General features: G+C 70.9%; 21 protein-coding genes. 6 read left to right on the top strand and 15 right to left on the bottom strand.

Features of this window, described 5'->3' with window-relative positions:
- Positions 1–155: 155 nt before the first annotated feature.
- The 3 genes from ACFY29_RS02625 to ACFY29_RS02615 form a co-directional block, all read right to left on the bottom strand.
- Complete coding sequence (locus tag ACFY29_RS02625) at positions 156–815, bottom strand: C39 family peptidase (protein ID WP_386982787.1); 660 nt, start codon at positions 813–815, stop codon at positions 156–158.
- A 983-nt stretch (positions 816–1798) separates the two neighbouring features.
- Positions 1799–2260: a hypothetical protein gene (locus ACFY29_RS02620; protein WP_328415687.1), complete on the bottom strand. Its 462-nt coding sequence runs from the start codon at positions 2258–2260 to the stop codon at positions 1799–1801.
- Between the two features lie 222 nt (positions 2261–2482).
- Positions 2483–4363 (bottom strand): Xaa-Pro dipeptidyl-peptidase, encoded by a 1881-nt coding sequence (locus ACFY29_RS02615; RefSeq protein ID WP_386982785.1) that lies wholly within the window; start codon positions 4361–4363, stop codon positions 2483–2485.
- A 261-nt stretch (positions 4364–4624) separates the two neighbouring features.
- On the opposite strand from ACFY29_RS02615, the gene ACFY29_RS02610 reads away from it, so the two are divergent.
- The gene (locus ACFY29_RS02610) at positions 4625–5293 is read left to right on the top strand and encodes a DUF998 domain-containing protein (protein ID WP_386982783.1); all 669 of its coding nucleotides are present in this window, start codon (positions 4625–4627) and stop codon (positions 5291–5293) included.
- Positions 5294–5335: 42 nt separating this feature from the next.
- Positions 5336–5776 (top strand): DUF1801 domain-containing protein, encoded by a 441-nt coding sequence (locus ACFY29_RS02605; protein ID WP_386982781.1) that lies wholly within the window; start codon positions 5336–5338, stop codon positions 5774–5776.
- Positions 5777–5821: 45 nt separating this feature from the next.
- Here the strand turns inward: ACFY29_RS02605 and ACFY29_RS02600 are convergent, their stop codons facing one another.
- From ACFY29_RS02600 to ACFY29_RS02590, 3 genes are all read right to left on the bottom strand, one after another.
- Positions 5822–6322 (bottom strand): DUF2231 domain-containing protein, encoded by a 501-nt coding sequence (locus tag ACFY29_RS02600; RefSeq protein WP_328415695.1) that lies wholly within the window; start codon positions 6320–6322, stop codon positions 5822–5824.
- 204 nt (positions 6323–6526) lie between these two features.
- Positions 6527–7162 (bottom strand): LysE family translocator, encoded by a 636-nt coding sequence (locus ACFY29_RS02595; RefSeq protein WP_386982780.1) that lies wholly within the window; start codon positions 7160–7162, stop codon positions 6527–6529.
- Positions 7163–7164: 2 nt separating this feature from the next.
- The gene (locus ACFY29_RS02590; protein WP_386982778.1) at positions 7165–7911 is read right to left on the bottom strand and encodes a metallophosphoesterase; all 747 of its coding nucleotides are present in this window, start codon (positions 7909–7911) and stop codon (positions 7165–7167) included.
- 93 nt (positions 7912–8004) lie between these two features.
- Between ACFY29_RS02590 and ACFY29_RS02585 the strand changes: the two genes are divergently transcribed.
- Positions 8005–8607 carry a CGNR zinc finger domain-containing protein gene (locus ACFY29_RS02585; protein WP_386982776.1) on the top strand — a complete coding sequence of 201 codons (603 nt, stop codon included), beginning with the start codon at positions 8005–8007 and terminating at the stop codon, positions 8605–8607.
- A gap of 9 nt (positions 8608–8616) precedes the next feature.
- Here the strand turns inward: ACFY29_RS02585 and ACFY29_RS02580 are convergent, their stop codons facing one another.
- Positions 8617–9663 carry an SEC-C domain-containing protein gene (locus tag ACFY29_RS02580; RefSeq protein ID WP_386982774.1) on the bottom strand — a complete coding sequence of 349 codons (1047 nt, stop codon included), beginning with the start codon at positions 9661–9663 and terminating at the stop codon, positions 8617–8619.
- 191 nt (positions 9664–9854) lie between these two features.
- Here ACFY29_RS02580 and ACFY29_RS02575 point away from each other — a divergent pair, with 191 nt between their 5' ends.
- A complete protein-coding gene (locus ACFY29_RS02575; RefSeq protein WP_386982772.1) occupies positions 9855–11939 on the top strand; it encodes a phosphocholine-specific phospholipase C in 2085 nt (694 codons plus the stop codon).
- A 74-nt stretch (positions 11940–12013) separates the two neighbouring features.
- Here the strand turns inward: ACFY29_RS02575 and ACFY29_RS02570 are convergent, their stop codons facing one another.
- The 8 genes from ACFY29_RS02570 to ACFY29_RS02535 all read right to left on the bottom strand — a co-directional run bounded on the left by ACFY29_RS02570 (position 12014) and on the right by ACFY29_RS02535 (position 19294).
- Positions 12014–12403, bottom strand: a complete 390-nt coding sequence (locus ACFY29_RS02570) for a hypothetical protein (protein ID WP_386982770.1) — start codon at positions 12401–12403, stop codon at positions 12014–12016.
- A gap of 158 nt (positions 12404–12561) precedes the next feature.
- Positions 12562–13398, bottom strand: a complete 837-nt coding sequence (locus ACFY29_RS02565) for an aldo/keto reductase (RefSeq protein ID WP_386982768.1) — start codon at positions 13396–13398, stop codon at positions 12562–12564.
- Positions 13399–13468: 70 nt separating this feature from the next.
- Entirely contained in the window at positions 13469–14218 is a 750-nt protein-coding gene (locus ACFY29_RS02560) for a hypothetical protein (RefSeq protein ID WP_386982767.1), read from the bottom strand.
- Positions 14219–14394: 176 nt separating this feature from the next.
- Positions 14395–14793, bottom strand: a complete 399-nt coding sequence (locus ACFY29_RS02555) for a DUF4190 domain-containing protein (RefSeq protein ID WP_386982765.1) — start codon at positions 14791–14793, stop codon at positions 14395–14397.
- Between the two features lie 36 nt (positions 14794–14829).
- Positions 14830–15234, bottom strand: a complete 405-nt coding sequence (locus ACFY29_RS02550; RefSeq protein WP_386982763.1) for a hypothetical protein — start codon at positions 15232–15234, stop codon at positions 14830–14832.
- Positions 15231–17684 (bottom strand): AAA family ATPase, encoded by a 2454-nt coding sequence (locus tag ACFY29_RS02545; RefSeq protein ID WP_386982761.1) that lies wholly within the window; start codon positions 17682–17684, stop codon positions 15231–15233. The genes ACFY29_RS02550 and ACFY29_RS02545 overlap by 4 nt, the downstream gene beginning before the upstream one ends.
- A 106-nt stretch (positions 17685–17790) precedes the next feature.
- Positions 17791–18687, bottom strand: coding sequence for a hypothetical protein (locus ACFY29_RS02540; RefSeq protein WP_386982759.1), 897 nt, complete (start codon positions 18685–18687; stop codon positions 17791–17793).
- Positions 18688–18769: 82 nt separating this feature from the next.
- Positions 18770–19294, bottom strand: coding sequence for a DUF4352 domain-containing protein (locus ACFY29_RS02535; RefSeq protein WP_386982758.1), 525 nt, complete (start codon positions 19292–19294; stop codon positions 18770–18772).
- A gap of 102 nt (positions 19295–19396) precedes the next feature.
- Between ACFY29_RS02535 and ACFY29_RS02530 the strand changes: the two genes are divergently transcribed.
- Together ACFY29_RS02530 and ACFY29_RS02525 are read left to right on the top strand one after the other, a co-directional pair.
- Positions 19397–21301: an N-6 DNA methylase gene (locus ACFY29_RS02530; protein WP_386982757.1), complete on the top strand. Its 1905-nt coding sequence runs from the start codon at positions 19397–19399 to the stop codon at positions 21299–21301.
- 182 nt (positions 21302–21483) lie between these two features.
- Positions 21484–22545, top strand: coding sequence for a serine/threonine-protein kinase (locus ACFY29_RS02525; RefSeq protein WP_386982755.1), 1062 nt, complete (start codon positions 21484–21486; stop codon positions 22543–22545).
- The last annotated feature ends 3 nt before the right edge of the window (positions 22546–22548 follow it).

Here is a 22548-nt window from a genome sequence, read left to right as displayed (position 1 = left end):
GTGGTGGTCTGTTGTGCCCGGGTGCGAGAGAGCGCTCTCCCGTCCTAGCCTCACCCCGACGTCGATACTTGTCAATACGTGCCGCAGTTCGTGGAAATGACGACGAAGGGCCGGACCCTGGTGGGGGTCCGGCCCTTCGTTGTTGGTGCGGGGTGTCAGCTGGTGGCGTAGCCGCGGGTGGCGATCCAGTCGGCGAGGTGCTCGACGGTGACCTCGTAGGAGGCCTGGTTCGGGTCGGCGGAGTCGGCGATCTTGACGATGTTGCCGTTGTCGCGGTAGCCGACGACGCTGATGTAGTGCCCACCCTCGAAGGAGTGGCTCACACCGTCGGTGTCGACGCTGGTGCCGGCGATGTTCGCCACCACAGCCCGACCGTCATCCACGGTCTTCACGACGTCGGCGCGCAGCTTGTCGGTCTGCTTGCTGTCAGCGTTGGGGGTGCTGATCTCGACGCTGCGGTAGGCGTCGTTCTTACCGGTTTCCTTGTTCAGCACCGGGGTGATGTCGTTGATGGAGTTCGTGCCGGCCTCGGTGGTGCCCATTTCCTTGGCCATGGCGTCGACGCTGATGTCCTTGCCCTGCACGGACAGGGCGTTGCGGGCGGCGGCGGGGCCGCAGTAGTAGAAGTTCGGCTGCGCCTCGTAGCGCACACCCAGCTGACGCTCACCCGACGGCTTACGGTCCGACTGGGTTTGCGTGGCGGGCTTGGCATCCGACGCGGCGTAGGCGGCGGTGACGGGGCCGGCGATCGCGCCGCCGGTGAAGGCGAGTCCAGCAGCGGTCAGAGCGGTCTTACGAATCAGATCGGTACGCATGATGGCGTGCTCCTCTGCATCGGGGGTGCACGCGGCAGGGGGTGCCGCGTCAAGGAAGTTCAAGAAGGGGGAACGGTCCGGCGATCCGGGGGGGACCTGCTCGGGGTTCCGGGGATGTAACCGTGCCGGCCGGTCGGGTGTTCCCGGCGGGCTGGCGGCTGGCTACAGGGGGATGTAACCGGGGCGGCCTGGCCGGTGTTCCCGGCGGCTGCCGCGCACCGGGCCAGGGGGCCGCGGTCGCATGCCAGGTATAACGACCCGGGCCGGTCCCCGATTCCACGCTGAGGGTGGCCCCGACCACGGGACGGCCCACCCCAAACGGGACGACACCCCCAGCCCGCCACGGGCCGACAACCCCAATCCCGCCCCTCCGCCCCCCACAACCGGGACCCACCGGCGATCTACCCCGAGCGCGTCACACCCGTCCGGCTCGCATCCCGAACCGGACACCACACCCACCCACCCGCCCGCCGACGCCGACCGGCGTCAAGCCACGCACTTTCCGGAAAGTGCTGCCTCCAGACGCACCGAGGCCACACCTTCCCGGAAAGTGCGCAAACCTAGGAGGCCGCCGCCGTGCGTCGGCCGGGTGCGTGCTTTTGAGCATGATGACTCTGAGGTATCAATATGACTCTCAGGTATCACGCTCAACAGTGCGGGTGCCCCACCGCCGTCGACCCGCCCGACTGCCGGTCTCCCAGCCGGGCTCACCGCCCGCGAGGGACTGGGTGACGGAGGTGAGGTCGCGGGCGTGTGGCGCGGGACCGCCGGGCGTGACGCAGGCTGCGGGTGTGGCGGGGGCCGCCGGCGTGGTGTGGGGTGCCCGTGTGACGGCGGCCCGTGCGTATGACGCGTTCAGCGGGCGTGAGTGGGGCGCGCGTGTGTGACGGCGGCCTGCGCTTATGACCCGTTCAGCGCGCGTGAGTGGGGCGCGCATAGGACGTGGGCGCGCATGTGACGTGGGGCGGGGTAGGCGTCGAAGCTCAGGTCTTCCGCGCCGTGCGCCGGTTGCCGAACGACTCCATGGTGGTCGCCTTCTTGGCCGGAGCCCTGGTGGCGGACGTGGTGCGGGCCCGGGTCGGCGCGGCCTTCTTCGTGGGCGCCTTCTTCGCCGCGGCCCTCGCCGTGGGCGCCTTCTTCGCGGCGGCCCTCGCTGCAGGCGCCTTCTTCGGTGGTGCCTTCTTTGCGGCGGCAGCCTTCGCCGTCGGCCTGCGGCTGGGCGAGGCCGTGGTGGCGGAAACGTCCTTCTTGCGGGCGACGCGGGGCGTGGTCGGCGTGGGCTTCTCGCCAGGCGTCTTGGCCGCGCTCGCGCCGGTGGCCCGCTTCGTGGCAGCGGCGACCTTCTTGGCCGCCACCTTCCGGCTCGGTGGCATCTTCGTCGCCCCGGTGGCCTTGGTGGGCCCGGGTGACCTGCGCGCCGGGACGGTTGTCCTGCGTGGGCTCATCCTCGCTCCTCCTCGGGTCTCGCCGGCATCGCCAGCGCTGCCGGACGACGGACGTGGCGGGTCGCCTGGGCCCGATCGGCGAGGTCTTCCCGCGCCTTCGGCCGCCAAACGCGGGACGGAAGGGCCGCGTCCAGCAGTTCGGACGGGTCAGGGGCGGTCGGAACGCGCAGGTGGGGCAGTCCGACGCGTCGGACTGCCCCACCTGTTCGGGAGAAACTTGTGTCAGAACCCGAGCGCGGACCGGCCCCCGACCACCGGCAGCCGCAGCTCACTGTCGTTCGGCGCGACCCGCAGTTCGGTGCCACCCAGCGGCAGCAGGGTGTACTCCTGATCGCTGGAGAAGACGACCACACCGATGCGGTGGCCCGCCGGGAAGATGTAGTCCTTCGGCTCCAGGGTCCACCGGTAGTCGTACAGCTTGCCCTGTTTCACCGGCTCGGTGCGGGCCGGGCCCTTGCGGTTCTGCGGGTCCATCCAGCCCCGGGTCACCACGGTCGGCGCGGCGGTCGAGCCGGCCGGGCCGTAGTCGACCAGGTACGCGGTGAGGTTCGCGTCCGGCTTGTTGTCGATCGCCATCCGCAGCCGCATCTCCGGGCGCCCGGAGATGCGGACGTTCTGGGTCAGGGTGGGGGAGCGGTAGGCGAGTCGGTTCGGGCTCGCCGTATCGGGATTGGCCACCAGGGTGTCCGGGTGGATGGTCCGGCCCTCGTCGACGAAGCCCTGCTCGATCCTGGCCTTCGGCGCCTTACCCGAGGTGAGCGTGCCCGGGGCGGTGGCGTCGGTGGTGGCGAACGTCAACCCGACCGTACGGGCGGCAGGGTCGGGCCAGTTGGCGTACGTGGTGTAGGCCCGGTCCTCCCGCTGCAGCACGGCGGTCGGCTCGTCCATGATTCCGTTGCGCACGTTCCACAGCCAGAAGTCGAACCAGCGGTTCTCGGTCTGCTTGTAGGTCCACGTCCGACCGTTGGGCAGGGTCACCGACGCGCTGCTGCCCGGGCCGCCGTGCCCGCCCTGGTGCAGCCAGATCTTCCGCGGTACGTCGCGCTTGGCCAGCTCATCCCACCAGCCGGCGAAGTGCTCGGTCTTCACGTTCCAGTCGTTGAGGCCGTGCACGACGAAGACACTCGCCCGCACGTCTCGGGCGTCGAGGTAGTCGCGATCCTGCCAGAACTTCGAGTAGTCGCCGGTGACCCGGTCCTGCTCCTCGGTGATGTCGGCGATCTCGTCGGCGCACTGCCCCTCGGCACGAGCCTGCCCGGCGGTGTACTGGGCCAGGATGTCGGTGTCCTCGCCCTGGAACGTCCCGGGCGCGACGACCAGGCCGTTGGCCCGGTAGTAGTCGTACCAGCTGCTGATCGCGGAGACCGGCACGATGGTCTTGAGTCCCTCGACGCCGGTGGTGGCCACCTGGTTGGGCAGCGTCCCGTTGTAGGAGACGCCGGTCATGCCGACCGCGCCGGTGGTCCAGCCGGCGGTGACCGGAGCGCCGTTCGCGTCGTACCCCTTCGCCCGGCCGTTCAGCCAGTCGATGACCGCCTTGGTGCCGAGCGTCTCGGCCTGGTCGCCGCTGGTCGGGCAGCCGTCCGAGTCGCCGGTGCCGACGCTCTGCCCGAGCACCACCGCGTACCCCCGCGGCACGTAGTAGTCGTCCAGCGAGCCGGGCAGGTTGGCCTTCGCCTGCGCCCGCTCCGCCTCCACGTCGGCCGCCCGCAGCCCGGAACGGTTCGTCGAGCCGTTCTGCGGCAGGTCGTCGACCAGCACGCTCGGGTACGGCACGTCGCCCCAGGTGCCCTTGCGGTACGGGCTGTGCTCGAAGATGACCGGCACCTTGAAGCCCTGGGTGGCGGTCTCCCTGGGGCGGGAGATGTCGATCGCCACCCGGTCGGGGCGGCCATCGTGGTCGGTGTCCAGCGGCGTCTGGACGAACACCCGCTCCTCGATCGCGTCGGCGAAGGAGAACACCGGTTGGGTCATGCCGTCGCTGACCACGATGCCGGTCGGCGGGGTCGCCGCAGGCGGGGCGGCCGATGCCGCCGGAGCTGCGGTAATCAGTAGGGCGCCGGACACACCGACGCCGAGTAGTGCCAAGGGGGTTCGACGCACGCGCGTTTCCCTTCGGTCGGACTGGTTGCCAGGGGTCGGCCGGGGGCTCGATCCCGAAGATCCATTCGTGCCCATGCTAAGTCCGGCTGACCTTCCCGTCGATCCCTTCGAGTAGGGATGCGCCCTTTGTTCACAATGGATTACCAGGCTCGCGCCCGTCGTAGATCCGGTGCCCGGTACTTCTTTCGCCGGAGGTGTCGATCCGGCGGGGTCTCGTTCGTCGTGACGGCAGTACGTGACGACGAGACGAGAGGTCCGCACATGACGTCCTTGACCGCTGCCCCCGACGGGGCGGTGTCGGCCCGGCGCCGCCGGACCCGGTACCTCCTCGGGTGCGGCACAGTCGCCGGCATCCTCTTCCCGGCCCTGTCATTCGGGCAGGCCTTCACCCGACCCGGGTTCGACCTGCGCCGGCACGCGCTGAGCTCGCTCACCCTCGGTGACCTCGGTTGGCTGCAGTTCATCGCGTTCGTGGGCACCGGCCTGCTGGCCGTCGCGTTCGCGGTGGGCCTGCGGCGGGCGTTGCGCCCGGGCCGGGCCGCCACGCTGGGGCCGCTGCTGGTCGGTGTGTACGGGGTGGCGATGGTCGGCGGCGGGGTGTTCGTCCCCGATCCCGCGCTCGGCTGGCCGCCGGGCGCCCCGGCGGGGCTTCCCGAGCACGCCAGTACGGGCAGCATCCTGCACACGGTCTGCGGCGCGGCGGCGTTCCTGTCGCTGATCGCGGCCGGTCTGCTGCTCGCCCGGAGGTTCGCCGGGCAGGGGCGACAGGGCTGGGCGGTCTACAGCGCCGCCAGCGGCGTCGTCGCGTTCGTGCTCACCGCCCTGCCGTGGAGCGAGGAGAGCGCGAGCATCCGCTTCGCCGTCGGAGCGGTGATCATCTCGGCTTGGCTCGTGGCCCTCTCCTGGCGAGCGCGCGAGGAGGTGTCCTGACCGCGGCGACGCTTCGTCGTACTCGCGTGACAGCATCAGCTCATGGCCACATCGAAGCAGCCAGTGACGGTCCCGACCGAGGTCAGCGTCGACGACTTCCTGGCCGCCATCCCCGACGAACGTCAGCGGGCCGACGCGCGGCGGCTCCGCGCGATCATGGGCGAGGTGACCGGCGAGCCGGCGGTGATGTGGGGCCCGAGCATCGTGGGCTTCGGCAGGTACCGCTACACCTACGCCAGCGGGCATTCGGGCGAGGCGCCGCTGGCCGGCTTCTCGCCGCGCAAACAGAATCTTGTCGTCTACCTGGTGGGTGGTTTCGAGGATCGGTACGGCCCGATCCTCGCCCGCCTCGGTCCACACCGCGCCGGAAAGGGATGCCTCTACCTGAAGCGGCTCGACGACGTCGACGGGAGCGCGCTGCGCGAGCTGATCGACCGCACGGCGCGGGTGCACAAGGGCGTCGACCGGGCCAGCCAACGCTGACGCTCCGTGGCTGCGGCCGGCCGGTCGGCCCTGACCCACGGGGGGTCACTGACCCGTCCAGACCGCCTTCGCGCCGGAGTCGCCGGTGCGGATCACGTAGTACAGCGCGATGCCCGCGGCCACCAGTGACAACACCTGCAACGACAGGGTCAGCGCGCGGCCGTGCCGGGCGCCTCCGGTGGCGCTCGCCTCGGCAGTCCGCGGCGGGACGAACCACACCAGTGCCAGCGCCACGACCGCCAGCCCGATGGTGGCGTAGAGCGTGAAGTTGCCAAACTGCTGGTGCGCCTCGATCGTCGGGACGAACTCGGGGGTGACCCGGTTGGCGGCCCGCATGCGGTCGAAGAATGCGTCACCGGTGAGCTTCGCCAGGAGCGCGGAGACGGGTGCGGCCAGGGCGAGCAGCCCCAGCACCCAGCGGGTGTGCGGACGGATCGGCGCGACGAGCGCGTAACCGATCGTCAGTAGGGCCAGCAGCGGCACGAACACGACCGCGGCGTGCAGCACGAGAGGGTGGGCGGGAATGCCCATGAACTCCTCGAACATCGGCGTCTCCTCTGACGGTGACGAGCGGGCCTCGATCGTCCAAGCATGGACGCTATCGGTACCGGAAGGGCGTGTCAGCCCCCAAGATTGCCGGCAGCGCCCGTCCGGCCGGCCACCGTGCTGACCGGCCCGGACGGGTAACGGTCGCTCAGCAGTCACAGCCTAATGGGGCCGCGCCGGCGGCGGCCGGGCACGACGTCGGACTCAGGTCACCGCTGTACGTACACCGAGGCCGAGCAGGATCACACCGGTCAGCCGATCGAGCATGCGTCGCACGGTTGCTGTACGGAGCAGCCGGGCGGCGGCGCCAGAGACGGCGGTCCAGCCGGCGAGCCAGCAGCTGTGCAGCGCGGCGTGTGCCGTGGCGAGGAGCAACATCGGCACCAGCACCGGTCGGCCCGGTTCGAGGAACTGCGGTGCGAGGGTGAGGTAGATGGCGGCGGCCTTGGGGTTCAGGACGTTGCCGAGCAGCCCCTGCAGGTATGGATGGTGTACGTGCCACGGCAGCCTCCGGGCACGAACCGTCGGTGGCCGTCCCGCACCCGTGGGGCGGCGGGACGCGGACCAGAGCAGCCAGAGCCCGAGCCCGACCAGATAACCGGCGCCGACCAGCTTGACGACCCAGAACGCCTGCGACGAGCGAAGCACCAGCGCGGCCAGGCCGACGGCGGCCAGGGTGGCATGCACGTAGATCCCGGTGACCGTACCCAGGATCACCCACCACCCCTGCCGCCGCCCGCCGGCGGCGACCCGCGAGACGACCAGGGTCAGGCTTGCTCCGGGCGTGGTGGTGATCGGCGCGACGGCGAGGAGGAAGCCGAGCACCGCGACTCCGTGCATGCTCAGACCACCACCCGGTAGTGGGTGGTGAGCAGGCCGCTGTCGTCGTACACGTGGAATGCGACGCCGGGCGGCTGGGTCTGGGTGGTCAGCGGCCCATCGCCCTCCCAGGGCATCCGGAGGGTGGAGACCACGCCCGGTGCGATCCGCAGCGGGCGGCCGGCGAAGGTGCTTGCGGCGGCGGTGTGGAAGTGCCCGGTCAGCACGGCGACGACCTGCGGGTGGGCGGTGACCAGTTCGGCCAGAGGATCGGCGGGCAGCAGCCGGGTCGGGTCGATGACCGGGTGGTGCAGCACGACCGGCGGGTGATGGAAGGCGATGAACGTCGGCGTTTCGGCCGGCACCGAGCCCAGTTCGTCGGCGAGCCACGTCGTGGTCTCCTCGTCCAGGTGGCCGTCGTCCTCGCCGGGCACGGAGGAGTCGGCGAGGAGGAAAACCGCTCCGGCCACGTCGTAGCGGGCGTTGATCGGGCCGGTGCCGCCGCAGTCGTCACCGAGCAGACCCTTGCGGTACGCGTCGCGCACATCGTGGTTGCCGGGGCAGACCATGACCGGCAGCGGGGATTCGAAGAGCTTCGCGGCAGTCTGGTATTCGGCCACCTCGCCGTGGTCGGCGATGTCCCCGGTGATCAGGATCGCGTCGACCGGTCGCGGCAGGGTGTGCAGGTAGTCCATCACCCGGGCGGTTCGCTCGGCCGATCGGGGATGGCTGTCGAGGTGGGTGTCACTGAGGTGCGCGATCACCAGCACGAGGGCTCTCCTAATGGTTACTACCGTTAAGGGCGTTAGGGAAGCTACTCTGGGCCGCGCCGGCCGCACAAGCCGGATCGGGGAGGAGAGTCCATGTCACCGCACCTCGCGCTCGCCCTGGCCAGCACGATCCGGCACGACGGCAACGGCGGGGTCGCCGACGACCTCGGCGATGTCGCGGGCTTGACCGCCTGGCTCCGTGAGCAGGCCGAGCCACTGCGGGACTACGTCGGCGGGCTCGACGCCCTCGCCACGGTCGACGAGCGGATCCGGCTCGACGTGGTGGCGGTGCGGCGCGCCGCACGTACCCTCTTCGCGGTGGCGGTCCGCCCGGGGCCGCCGAGCCGGGCCGACGCCTCCTCGCTGCTCTCCCCGCCCGAGGCGGTCGAACGGCTCAACCAGGCCGCCGCGGCGCTGCCGGTCCGGCCGGTGCTGAGCTGGGCGCAGGAGGGCGCACCGACGCTCACCTGGCAAGGCGAGACGGCTGACGCGGGGCTGAGGCTCTCCGCAGGACTGGCACGCGCCGCCATCGAGTTCCTCGCCAGTCCGGCCCGCGACCTGCTGCACGCCTGCCCCGCGCCACGCTGCGTCCGCTATTTCGTCAAGGACCACCCGCGCCAGGAGTGGTGCAAGCCCTCCTGCGGCAACCGCGCCCGCGTCGCGCGGCACTACCAGCGCCACACCGCAGCTCGATAGCTGACTCCCTCAGCTGCGGGAGCGCGGCAGGCAGTCCTTCTTGTACTTGAGGCCCGAGCCACACCAGCAGGCGTCGTTGCGCTCCGGCGGCCAGGGGATCCGCGCACTGGGCCGAGCCGACACCTCAGCCGCGTAGCCCGCCCGGATCGCCGCATCGGCCGGGTCGCCGTTGCGTCGACCGGCGAAGGCGTTCAAACCGGCCACGGTCGCGCTGAACACACCCAGCCCGGTCTGACCGGCACTCGTCTGACGCACCAGCTCCTTCTCCAGCCGGGCCCGGTGCGCGTCCCAATCCGGGCCGTACACCTCGGTCAGCGCGGCGTGCTCGGAGAGCAGACGATCGAACTCGGCCCGCGGCCAGAAGAGCAGATCAGACTCGGCGCCCCTGCGCTCCCCGGCCCGGCGGACGAGCTGAGTCTCCAGGCGGTCCGCCAGATCATCCTGCCGGTCGTGCGGCAGGTTGAGGTCCCGGCGTACCCGGTGTCGCTGTTGCAGCAGGAAGAAGAGAACACCCGGTGCTTCCGGCGGGCCGAGATCCACCACGGGGTCGGTTGCGGTGATGGCCTGCGCGGCCGCCCCGGCGGCGGCACGCTCGCCGAGCAGGGTGTCGACCGCCTCGCTCAGCCACGTCTCTGCGGTCGCCGAACGACCACCGGCGTCCAGCGCCGCGCTCAGGTAGGCGGGGGCGTCGGACTGCACGAGCAGGAGCGGGCGCAGCGCGGTCAGCTCCGCCATCGCCTCGTCGTCCCGACCACCGGCCCGGAACAGGACCCGGGCCCGCAGCGCGTGGGCCAACCCGGCCCGGGGGTCGTCGCCCGACGGGTACGCCGCCAGGGCCTGGTCCGCGTACCGCAGGGCGGCATCCGGTCTGGCCCGGATCTCGGCGATCTCGGCGGCCAGGGTCAGCGCGTCCCCGGCGTCGTCCGGATCTTCAAGGCGGCCCTGCTCCGCCGCCTCGGCGACATCGGCGGCGACACCGAGCGGGTCGGCCGCCCCCAGCGCAGAGCGGCGGAGTTCAGCTAGGTCGGCCTTGGTGAGTACGTCTTTCGTCGGCACGATCTCACCGTACGTCGGAGGGCTTCCGGGATGCCGGCAGATCACCTGTAACGCTGCTCGCACACTGCCACGGCACCCGCCGCCGGTCGTCGAGTGGTCGCAAAACCAACCAACTGCAGCCATCTCCCGTCAACCCGCCGTCGGTAGCGTCCGGTCGCCAGTTTCCCGACCAGACGTACAGAGGGTGAGCTATGGCCACGGTGGATCGGCGCACATTCCTCAAGGCGATGGGAGTCCCCGCGATCGGCGCGGCGCTCCCGTTGGACCTCAGCAAGGCGCTCGCCATCCCGGCGAACAACCGGACCGGCTCGATCGACGACGTCGAGCACGTCATCATCCTGATGCAGGAGAACCGCTCCTTCGACCACTACTTCGGCACCATGCGGGGGGTGCGCGGTTTCGGTGACCCGCATCCGGCGACACTGCCGTCCGGCAGAGACGTGTGGCACCAGCCCGACGGCGCCGACGAGCTGCTGCCGTTCCGGCCCGAGGTGAAGGACCTCGGCCAGACCTTCCTGCCGGACCCGCCGCACGGCTGGAACGACGGGCACGCCGCCTGGAACGACGGCCGGTTCGACCAGTGGGTGCCGAACAAGGGCGTCACGGCGATGACCTACCACACCCGCCAGGACCTGCCCTACCACTACGCGCTCGCCGACGCCTTCACGGTCTGCGACAGCTACCACTGCTCGCTGATGGGGCCGACCGACCCGAACCGCTACCACATGTGGAGCGGCTGGGTCGGCAACGACGGCAAGGGCGGCGGCCCGGTCATCACCAACGCGGAGGCCGGCTACGACTGGTCGACGTACCCGGAGCGGCTGGAGCGCAACGGCATCTCGTGGAAGATCTACCAGGACGTCGGCATCGGCCTCAACGCCGCCGGCTCCTGGGGCTGGACGAACGACCCGTACATCGGCAACTACGGCGACAACTCGCTGCTCTACTTCCACCAGTACCAGAACGCGCAGCCCGGCACGCCGCTGGCGGACCGGGCCAAGACCGGCACCGAGATCAGGACCCAGGGCCGCGACCCGGAGGCGTTGCTGGCCGACTTCCGGGCCGACGTCGAGGCCGGACGACTGCCGCAGGTCTCCTGGATCACCGCACCCGAGGCGTACACCGAGCACCCGAACTGGGAGCCGGCCTACGGCTCGTGGTACATCTCGCAAGTCATCGACATCCTCGCGTCGAACCCCGAGGTGTGGAGCAAGATGGCGCTCTTCATCACGTACGACGAGGAGGGCGGCTTCTTCGACCACGTGGTCCCGCCGACACCCCCGCAGACACGCGAGCACGGGCAGTCGACCGTGCCGACCACCAACGAGATCTTCCCGGGCGACGCCGACCACCCGGCCGGCCCGTACGGCCTCGGCATCCGGGTGCCGATGATCATCGTCTCGCCGTGGACGCGGGGCGGCTACGTCAACTCGCAGGTGTTCGACCACACCTCACTGATCAAGTTCCTGGAGGCGCGGTTCGGGCACGGCCGGCCGGACCTCATCGAGCAGAACATCACCCCGTGGCGGCGCGCTGTCGTCGGTGACCTGACCACGGCCTTCGACTTCCGGCACCCGAACCGGTCGCAGCACCCCACCCTCCCGGACACCGACGACTTCAAGCCCGACGAGTTGGTCCGGCACCCCGACGAGATGCCGGTCCCGCCAGCGGACCAGCGGCTGCCGAAGCAGGAGCGCGGCGTACGCCCGGCGCGGGCGATCCCGTACACCCTGCACGCCGACGGGCGTGTCAGCGACGGCGCGATGCGCGTCGACTTCCGCAACTCCGGCCGTGCCGCGGCGGTCTTCCAGGTACGCCGGGCCGGCAGCGCGGACGCCCCCCGCAGCTACACCGTCGAGTCGGGCAAGCACCTGACGGACACCTGGGAGGCCACGTCCGGGTACGACCTGTCGGTGCACGGGCCGAACGGGTTCTTCCGGCGGTTCACGGATGGCCCGTCGAGCCGGCACGCCACGAACCTCGACATCGCCCCCTCGTACGACGAGCGGGACGACAAGGTCACCCTCACGCTCAACAACCGTGGCGCCAAGCGGGTGGAGGTGACGGTCCAGGACGGGTACCGCACCCGTCCGACCAAGCTGTCGCTGCGGCCCGGCGAGACGGAGCGCGCGACGTGGACGCTCTCGCGCACCCACGGCTGGTACGACCTGACCGTCACCGTCGCAGGTGACGCCGAATTCGCGTACCGCTACGCGGGCCACGTCGAGAACGGCAAGGACAGCATCAGCGACCCCTCCATCGGCGGACTCGTCTGAGCGACGTCGCGTGACCCGGGCCGCTGCTGGCCCGGGTCACGCGACGCCCAGGGGGTCGCGGACGCACCAGCGCGCTACAACTGCAGGAAGCTCTGCACCCCGGCCAGCTTGAGGGCCTCGGTACGTACGTCGGCGCACTGCTCCCTGGTGAGGGTGTCGATCTGGGAACCGTCGGGCACCCCGCCGCGCTGGTCGTACCACCCGCTGAGCCCGGTGGCGAGCCGCCCCATCACCTCGATCTCTCCGGGGGCCTTGCGCAGCGCCGGCAACTCACCGCGCAGGTAGTCACAGAGGGCCGTCGCCGTGACCCCACCCGATTCGGCGCCCGCTCCGGTGGTCACCGACGGTGCCGGCGCGGCGCTCGCCTCGGGGGACGACGACGAGGCGGTGGTGTCGTCGTCGCTGCTGCCCCCGCACGCGGTGAGCGTCACGCTCGACAGGACGACCAACGCGAAGAGCCTCACCTTGATCATTCTGGTTCTCCGATCGGTGCCGAGTCGGGCCGGTGGCGATGCATGCGTCGACGCTAGGCCGGATCCGCCAGCGGGGAATCGGGTGATTCCCTATCCACCGGATCTGCCGGCGACACGGTTGCGCCCGCCGGTACCCGTGATCGGGCCGCTCAGAACTCCTCGTACACCGCCGGGTCCTGGTCCGCGAGGCGCCCGTCGGGGCGGCCCAGCGCGGAGATGGCCTCGACCTCGTCTTCGGTGAGCTTGATGCCGAAGATGTCCAGGTTTTCCAGCTGCCGCTGCGCGGACGCGGCCTTGGGCAGCGGGATCACCTGACGCGCCACGTGCCAGGCGAGGATGATCTGCGCCGGGCTGACGCCGTGGGCGGTCGCCATCTCCACGATCCCGGGGTGCTGCTGCAGGTCGTTGCCACGGCCGAGCGGGCTCCAGCCTTGCACGAGGATGCCGTGCGCGCGGTGGTAGTCGAGCGCCTCCTGCTGCGGGAAGTACGGATGCACCTCGATCTGGTTGACCACCGGGGCGACACCGGTCTCGGCCACCAGCCGGTCGATGTGCTCGGGCAGGAAGTTGGAGAGGCCGATGTGCCGGACCAGACCACGCTCGCGGGCCTCGATCAGCGCCCGCCATGCCTGCACGTACAGGTCGACCTTGGGGTTGGGCCAGTGGATCAGGTACAGGTCGATCCGGTCGAGGCCGGTGCGGAACACACTCTCCTCGATGGTGGTCAGCGCCTCGTCGAAGTGGTGGTGCCGGCCCGGCAGCTTCGAGGTGACGACCAACTCTTCCCGTACGCCGCCGGCCGACCGGGCGGCCCGGCCCACGGCGCCCTCGTTCTCGTAGTTCACGGCAGAGTCGATCAACCGGTAGCCCGCCCGGATCGCCTGAGCCATGGCGTCGACGCCCGCCGAGCCGTTCAGCCGGTACGTGCCGAGCCCGATCGCCGGCAAAGTGGTGCCGTCGGCGGCCGTCAGGTGGGGAATCGTCATGGTTGATCTGCCTTTCGTCGACCGTGACTGGACCCTACCCGCGCGACGTTTGCGGGGTGCTGCGTGTCAGCTATGGCCAGGACGTCGGGGGTGGGCCAAATGCGCGACGACCGGCCCGCACAGCCAGAGTGGCGAGGGCAGCGTTGGCGCCACCACCAATCACAGCGCCGATACCGAACGGTGCCGCTCGGCCGAGAACGATGATTCCCTGCTTGGTCCCGTACTTCGTGATGAAGTGTTTCCCCAAGATCTTGTTGATCTGACGCAGCGTCTCGGCGGGCACCTTGGCGACAACCTGACGTCCCCAGTGTTGCCCCGTACGCTCGGCGACCTTGGTGATGGTGGCGGAGCCGGACCCGCCGAGCATGATTCCCATCACGATCGTTCGTCGGCGCTCGACCTCGTCGATGGGGACTCCGTGGACTTCGGCGATCGAGAGCGCGAAGAGAGCGCTCAGTTCCAGAGATGAGAGGAATTCGCCGGCCGACAGCGCCAGTGCGATGCCCGTGCCGACGCCGGGCGCCGCTGCAGCCCCTCCAACCGCAGCACCCGTCCCGGCCAGGGCGCTGACGTACATCCGCTCCAGATTGCGGATCACCTCTGCTGGTGTCGCCTCTGGGTTCCGCTGGCGGGCCCGGGCAATGTTCTTGCGCACCAGTGCGCCCTGGACGTCGATTGCCTTGTCCAGGAGGTCGAGGACTCGCTGCCCACGTTCGGCTGCTTCCGGAACCGGTACGTCGAGGGCGTGACCACGCGCGTCGGGCACGTCGTCGACGGGTATGGAGAGTTCGTTCTCGGATCCCTCGGCTTCAGGCGCCATCCCACATCCTTCATGATCGACAGCGAGAGCATCACAGTAGGTGTCAACGTGGTCACCCCGGCTCATCCGGAGTGGTACCTCATCGCGCGTAGTGTCCAGACGCGAGTGGCTGAACAGACCGAGCGCGTCGTGCGAGCGGGTCGGGTCGCCACAGTGACCGGCGGTGGCCGCTGTACTCACGGGGCTGACGTCGGCGTCGGCGTAGCCGCGCCGATCACACCGCCGAAGAAGACCAGGACCGTTAGCGCGATCATCGGGCCTACGAAGACGTAGCCGAGGATCAGACCCGTCACGGCCATACCCCGTCCGGACTTCGTCCCGTTCCGAGTCTCGTACAGCCCGACGTGGCCGAGGATGACCGCGAGGACGCAGGGCAGCCCGAAGAGGCACCAGCCACCGAGGACGCCGAGGATGCCGAGGACCATCGACGCGGTGGCGGTGCTGGACGAGGGCGGGGCCTGCACGACCACCTGGGGCAGCAGCGGTTGGTAGTGGATCGGCGGGTAGGGACTGGCGGGAACGGCCGAGATCGGCGGCTGCGGGCGGGTCGGGTCGTATCCAGGCTGGTAGGACAAGGCAGTATCCCTCGTGGTTGGTTGAGTCATCAGGGGTCAGCTCGTGGTGCTGGCGGTCGGCTGGAGTCGCGCGAGCAGGGTGCTCACCTCGGTGTGCAGGCGACGCAGCTCCGCCGCCGTAGGAGCTAGCTCGTAGCAGTGGTGGTGCGTGGCGACGGAGAGCGTCGCCCAGGCGAACGCCACCCGGCGGGCGGTTTCGGTGCCCGGACCGAGCCGGCCACGGAGCATCAACTGCTTCGCGCGGCCCTGCCGGCACGCCGCCACGGTCGGCTTCACCCGCCGCCAGTAGGCGTCGATGCCACCTTCGAGAGCGAGCCGGATCAGGCAGGCGCAGGCCCGCGGCCACCAGCCCGCGGTGACCGCCGTGGCACCGAGCAGACCGGACCCGCGCAGGAGCTGATCGGCCGCCGCCAGGCAGCGCTGTGGCGTCGGCGCGGTCATCGCAGCGCCTCCGTCAGGAGGCGGGCGTCCGCGACCAGGCCCGGCAGGTCGGCCAGGTACGCCCCATGCACGCCTTCCCGGCACGACTGATACGCGTCAACCGCCCGCCGTCCGTGCCGGCGGAGCAGCTCGTTGCGTACGTCACCGCCCCGATCGGCGTCGTCGAACAACGCCAACGCGACGATGGTGGCGAGCCGTCGGGACGCGTCCTCGATCGCCTTCTCGATATCGGCGTGCGGGACGCCCCGCGTCACCCGGATCCGCCAGACGGCCCGGTGGCAGGCCGCCTCGATCGCAGAGCGGCACAGCTCCGCGACCACCGGCCCGCGCACCTCCGCGGTGATCTCCTCGTTGCGCGCCAGCGCGGACGCGTCGCCCAGGTAGCGGGTCACCGGATCGGATCCGGGCCGCAGCGTCACCACCGACCGCTCCGCGCGGGTCACCTCCACGATGCGGGCATCACCGAGGCCGAGTCGGGTGACCGCGTCGGGCAGGCGCGTGTCGTGGGTGAAGACCACCACCTGCCGCTGCTCAGCCAACTCGGCGAGCACCCGTGCGAGACCGTCCACCTTCGACGGGTCCATGCTCTGCACGGGGTCGTCGACGACGATGAACCGGAACGGGCTCTCCGGAGCGCAGCTGCGCGGCAGGAAGGTGGCCAGCCCGAGTGCCTGCATCTCACCCTGACTCATCACACCCAGCGCGGTGCCGTTGTCGGCGCCGTCCACACTGACCGGGAACACCACCCGCCGCCGGGTGTTCGCCCCTTCGAGCGTCATCGCACCCAACTCGACGTTGCTCTCCTGCCGCAGCTGAGCCCAGATCCGCTGCGAGTGCCCGGCGAACGGCGCAACCCGCTCGTTGCGGATCTCCGTACCGGCGTCCTTCAGCCAGCCGCGCGCGGCCTTCAACCGGGCCAGAGTGGCCTCCCGCGCCGGCAACCCGCCGGCCGCGCCCACCCACTCGCGCACCTCGGCCGCCGCCGCCCGCCAGCCGGTGTCGCGCTGCCGCAGAAAACCCTCCGCGTACGCGCGGGCCGCTTCCGCCGCCGTCACCACCGCCGGGTACCGCGCGGCCAGGTGGTCGGCCAGGTCGGCCGGCTCCCCGGGTACGCGCCGCAGCGCGGCCACGGCATCGCGCAGCTCCCCGACCGGCGCCTCCGGCCCCGGGCCCACGGGCACCGCGAGGTCGTCGATCAGGTGATGCGTCTGCCGCAGCAGAGCCGTGAGCCGGGTCGCCGCCGTCTGGGCGGCGACGCTGCGCTGCCGGAGGTCGGTCAGCGCCTCCGCGGCGGCGGTACGCCACCCACCGTCGAGGGTGCCGGTGGAGCAGACCGGACACGGCCCGTCGCCCTCGTCCTCGTGGTATTCGAGGGCGAGGCGGAGCAGTTCGGCGCTGCGCAGCGCGGCACGGGACCTGCCGCCGTCGTAGCGCAGGGCCTCGGCCGCCGCCTCTCGCAGCTGACCGGCCAGCCGGTTCACCTCGTCGAGCAGCGGCGGGGCGAGGGCGGCGAGTTCGCGGCAGAGCAGCACTTCCCGGTCGGTGGTCGCCTCGTCCGGCTCGTCGAGGATCGCCGTCACCGCGGCGAGGTCGACCTGTCCCCGGCCGCGCAGCAGTGCGGCGGTCCGCCGGGCCCGGTCGTCGGCGATCCCGGACAGCGCGTCGACCAGGGCGGTGCGCTGTGCGCGTACCTCCTTGATGGTGGTGTCGTGCGGCCGGGCGGCACGCAGCAGACGCTGGTCGGCGTCGGTGAGCGCGTCCAGGCCGAGGATCGCGAAGAGCGCGTCGAAGAGCTGGCTCTGCGTGCCGGCGGCGAGTTTGCCCAGCTCGGCGGCGGTGAGGAACGGCCGGTACAGCTCCAGCGGGCGGGCCAGACCCAGCTCGGAGAGGCCGTTGTGTCGACCCCGGGAGCTGGTGACGGTCACCTCGGCGTCGGCCAGTTCGGCCCCGATGGGCCAGGCGCGGTTCACCCGGGTTGGCGTAGCCACCCCGTCGACGCGCAGCTCCACATCAACCCAGCACGGGTCCTGGCTGTGCAGGTTGCGCCACCCCGTACGCCAGACGCTGGTCTTGTCGGCCCACCGGGCGCTGTCACCGGTGAGGGCGAGCTCGACGGCTTCGGCGAAGCTGGACTTGCCGGAGCCGTTGCGCCCCACGACCAGGGTGAGGCCCGGACCGGGGTCGACCTGGAGAGTTCGCTCCCGGCCGACGCCACGGAACCCAGCGACGGTCACCGACTTCAGCCAGATCTGTTCCGCCGACCCGTCCCCGGTGGGGGAGCGCGGGTCGAGTCGGGTGGGGGTGCCGGCGAGGGCAGCGGTCAGGTCGTCCTCGCTGGTCAGGGCGGCGAGGATCAGCTCGGCGGTCTCGGTCGGTACGTCGTCAGCGGCGGCGAGTCGGTCGAAGATCAGCTCGATCAGCGGCGCGGTGGGCTGCGGAGGCTGGGTCATGGTCGTCTCCAGGCGTGTGGTGTCCGCGCACCGGCGGCTCGTCGGGGGCGAGGCGTGCGGGAGGAGGTAGGTGCTGTCGCGCTTTCGACCTGATGTCGCAGACGATTCAGGCGGGCGCGATCGTCCAGTTGCCGTCGGCCGTGACCTGCATGAGCGCGGGCGCCGTCAGAGGCCGTACGCCGGAGTAGCCGCCGATCTCATTGACGAGCAGGCCGCCCTCACCGGATTCGAGGGAGTAGGCGTGCACCGCGAAGTTGGAGCTGCCTCGGGAGTGGGTGATCTTCACGGCGGTAGCGTCTCCGCCCAAAACCACGACGTCGTCGCCCTTGCCTGATGCCTTGCCCGTGGTTGCCTTGGTGGCCATCTGGTCGATCGACCCGATCGTCAACGTCCAGCTGCCCGCTGCTTCCACCTCGAACTGGGTCGTGAGCGCGCCATCTTCGAGGTTGATCCACCGTTTGCCGGTGTACGCGCCGATATCGTTGACCAGCAGCCCTTCGGGGCCGTCGCTGCGCAAGACCGTGTTGCTGCTGCAGCGGCAGACGAACTTCACCACGGCCAAGTCGGTCAGCTCGGGGATCCGCACGACGTCGTCGCCCCGCCCTTTGATCACCTTTGGCTTCGGGGTCGGCGGAGTGGTGGTCGGCGCGGCCGACGTCGGTTCCGTGATGGTGGGGGACGACGTCGGGGCAGCGGTGCTGGGCGCAGCGGCCGTGGAAACGAGCGTGCTCGGGCTGGCCGAGACCGGCCTGTCTCCGCTGGCCGCAGGTTCCTCGTTGTCGCCGCTCACCGCGCCGACGATCGCACCACCGCAGCATAGGGCGACGACCAACGCGACACCGCCGACCGCCCATGCGCGCAGGTGGGACCGCTGGCCCTTCGCGGGCGGGAGCGGCTCGCCGGGCAGGACGTCCCCGACAGGGCTGGAAGAGGGCGACGCCGAGAGGGGCGGGGCCGACGGCTCAGCGGGTTCGTCGGGCGGCGGCGGGGTCGGGTCGGTCATCACGAGGCTCCTTCTGTGAACGGGTGGGCTGTGAACAGCCGGGGCGGATCGTTCAGACCCGCCCCGGGGTTGCGGGAAGAGGTCAGCCGAGGGAGACGTCGACGCCGCCGGAGAACGGCGAGTCGTGCAGCTCGAGCTTGGTGAGCTTGACGTTCTTCGGGATGTCGAAGACGACGACGCCGCTGACCTGGTTGCCGGGGTTGACGTCGTTGAGGAACGTCTCGGCGTTCTTGTTGGCGTAGATGGCGGCGGCGCCGTCGGCGGAGTACTCGGTGCCGTCGGCCGCGTACGCCTTCTGGCTGCTGCCGTCGAACATCTGCGCTTCCTTGCCGATGTTCTTCACGTTGACCGTGACCAGGCAGAACTGGCCCTGCGCCTTCGCGCCGATCAGGTCGGTGCCGATCTTGGCGACGCCGCACTTGGCGGACTTCACCGTGAACTCGAACTTGCCGTCGCGGGCCGCCTCGCCCACCTTCGCGGTCTTCGCCGGGGCGTCCTCGCCCTTGCCGCCGTCGCTGGAGCTCGCGGACTTGTCGGCGGCACCGGAGCCGCAGCCCAGGGCGATGAGACCGGTGGCGATCAGAGCGAGAGTGGTGGTCTTGCGCATCGTTGTCCTCCTGATGTGAACGTTGCGGCGTCAATAAGAGCATCGTCTGAGAACGGTGTCAACAGACATTCTCGTGCTTGACAGATGTGCGAGACTTTCGGCGTGCAGGAGAACCCGACCATCACGGCAGCGGAGATCGCCCGGCTCGCCGGGGTCGGCCGCGCTGCGGTCAGCAACTGGCGCAAACGGCACGCCGACTTCCCCGCCCCGGTGGGCGGGACGACGGCGAGCCCCGAGTTCGACCTGATCCAGGTCGAGCAGTGGCTACGCACTCAGGGCAAGCTCCCCGAGCTCGCCACCGCCGACCGGCTCTGGCGGCACCTCGCCGCAGCCAGCGACTCCCCGGCCGCCGGTCTCGCCGCCGTCGGCGCCCTCCTGCTGGCCCGTCAGCGCGGCTCCCGGAGCGGCCACCCCGACGCACAGCTCGCGCCGCTGCTGCCCGACATCGACGCCCTCGCCGACGAGCTGGGCCCGCAGGGTGCGTTCGACGAGTTGTGGCAGCGGTTCTCGGCACCGGGGCCTGGCCGCCCCTTCGCCACCCCCGACGACCTCGCCGACCTGATGATCGGGCTCGCCAGCGTCGGCGGTGGCTCGGTCCTCGACCCGGCCGCCGGCTCCGGCGCCATCCTCCGGGCCGCCGTCCGCGCCGGCAGCACCTCGGTGTACGGGCAGGAACTCGACGAGGACCTCGCGCGGCTCGCCGGCCTGTGGCTGGCACTGCACGACGTACCCGGGGAGGTGTGCGCCGGTGACTCCCTGCGCGCCGACGCCTTCGCAGGCCGCGCCGTCGACGCCGTCGTCTGCCACCCACCGTTCGGCGCCACCAACTGGGGCGACGAGGAACTCGGGCACGATCCCCGCTGGATCGTCGGCACCACACCCCGTACCGAACCGGAGCTGGCCTGGGCGCAGCACGCCCTGGCCCATTTGCGGGTCGGTGGGCACGCCGTACTGCTGATGCCACCCACGGTGGCCAGCCGGCGCGCCGGCAAGCGGATCCGCAGTGAGCTGCTGCGCCGAGGCCACCTGCGGGCCGTCATCGCGCTCCCGCCGGGGGTGGCGGCGCCGCACGGCGTACCGCTGCACCTGTGGGTGCTGCGGCGGGCCGCGGCCGACGCACCGCCACCGGCGCGGACGCTGCTGATCGACGCCGCCGGCGGCGACCTGGCCGATACCGCCCCGCGTGTGCTGGCCGCGTGGCGGGCCTTCGCCGGCGCCCCGGACGGCGACGTCGAGGAAGCCGGCTTCGCCCGCGCGGTCCCGGTCATCGAGCTGCTCGACGAGGATGTCGACCTCACCCCCGCGCGCCGGCAACCGGCCGTCGCGGGCGAGGCTTCGGGAGAGCATCTGGTACGCACCAGAGAACGCCTGGCCGCCATCGTCGGCGATCTGCCGGCGCTGATCCCGCAGGTCACACCCGCGCCCGACGGGCCGGACGGCCTCTTCCTCACGGTGGGGGAGCTGGCGAAGACCGGGGCGCTCCAACTGATCGGCCCGGTCCGTGCCGGCACGTCCACACCCGCACCCGACGGGCCGCCGGTGCTCACCGTGCCGGACGTGCTCGCCGGGGTGGAGGCGTCCGGGAGGGTCGACGACCGGTTCGGGCAGGAGATCCCCCTCGCTGTGGGGGACGTGGTGGTGCCGATGATCGCGCGGCAGCTCACCGCGCGGGTGGTCACCGCCGAGGGGGCGCTGTTGGGGCGCAACCTCTACCTGCTGCGACCCAACCCGGCGGCGCTGGATCCGTGGTTCCTGGCCGGTCAGCTGCGGACGTCGACGAACGAGAAGCAGTCGTCGAGTCTGTCGGGGACGATGCGGTTCGACATTCGACGGGCGCAGGTGCGGCGGCTGTCGCTCGACGAGCAGCGGGCGCACGGGGACGCATTCCGACGCCTCGACGCGTTCGAGTCAGCGATCCGGCAGGCCGCCTCGCTGGGAGCGGAGCTGGCCCAACTCACCGCCGACGGCCTGGCTCGGGGAACAATCCGGCCGGACGAGACGCGATGACCGCCGTGCCCGATCGCCTACAGAGCGGCCCGTGTCGTCGGATATCAGACGGCGGGCCAGCGCTAACCGCCATTCGGACGCTTCCTCGGTGAAAGTTCAACGTTGTACGGTCATGCGTCCGCCAGGCGTCGAGCCGACAGGGCAGACGAGCAGTTTGGTGGGTGTCATCGTGAGGGGGACGAATGACGCTAGGCAGAATCGGCGGCTATGAACTGGTCCGGCCGCTCGGCTCCGGTGGAATGGGCGACGTGTTCTTCGCGGTGTCGCCGACCGCCGAGCGGGTCGCCGTCAAGGTGATCAAGCAGCACCTCATCGAGGCGCCGACGGTGCGCGAGCGGTTCGCCGCCGAGGTCGACAGCCTCAAGCTGGTCTTCGGCTCACGGGTAGCCCGCCTGGAGGGTGCCGACCCGTACGCGAACCCGGCCTGGCTCGCCGTGGAGTACGTCCCCGGCGCTACGCTGCGTCAGCACGTCGACGCGCGAGGGCCGCTGCCGCTGCCGTTGGCCGCCATGGCCGGCGCGATGCTCGCCGAAGGCCTCGCCAAGGTGCACCAGGTCAAGCTGCTGCACCGCGACCTCAAGCCGCAGAACATCATCCTCGGCCCCGACGGTCCCAAGCTCATTGACTTCGGCCTGGCAGTGCTGATCGAGCGGGACGACTACCTGACCGAGCCCGGCGCCCTGGTCGGCACCCCCGCCTACATGTCGCCCGAGCAGGTCAAGGGTGAGCGAGACCTCACTCCAGCGGTCGACGTCTATGCCCTCGCCGCGACGCTGGTCTTCGCACTGACCGGGCGTGGGCTTTACCCGCCGACGAACTCCTGGAACCTGCTACTGCGCATCAGCGAGCCGAGCGACCTTCCCGACCTCTCCGAGGTGCCGGCCGAGCTGGTGCAGTTGCTCGGCACGATGCTCGCCTTCGACCCCACGGCCCGACCCGGTCTGACCGACGTTCGCGCCCGGTTGCTCGCGGTCGCCACCGCCGCCAGCGGCAAGAGCGTCCACGCCCTGCGCCAGGAAGTCGCCGAACTCACCTACGACGGTGGCACGGAACTGCTGGTCCCTGCGGACCTGGATGATCCGCGACAGGACCCGGAGGGCACGCCGGTCATCGAGGCGGAAACCGTCCCGGTGCCGGAGGCGAAACCCACGAAGGTCGACGCCAAACGGCCCAGCGTGCCAGCCGATGTGACGTGGCTCGTCGACAAGATGCGCCGCCAGTACGCCCGCCGCTCCACCCTGTAGGAA

Origin of the sequence: Micromonospora sp. NPDC000668 (assembly GCF_042897975.1) — a bacterium.
Classification (GTDB): domain Bacteria; phylum Actinomycetota; class Actinomycetes; order Mycobacteriales; family Micromonosporaceae; genus Micromonospora.
Note: the sequence above shows the minus strand (reverse complement) of the source record. Positions and strands in the feature narration are given on the sequence as shown.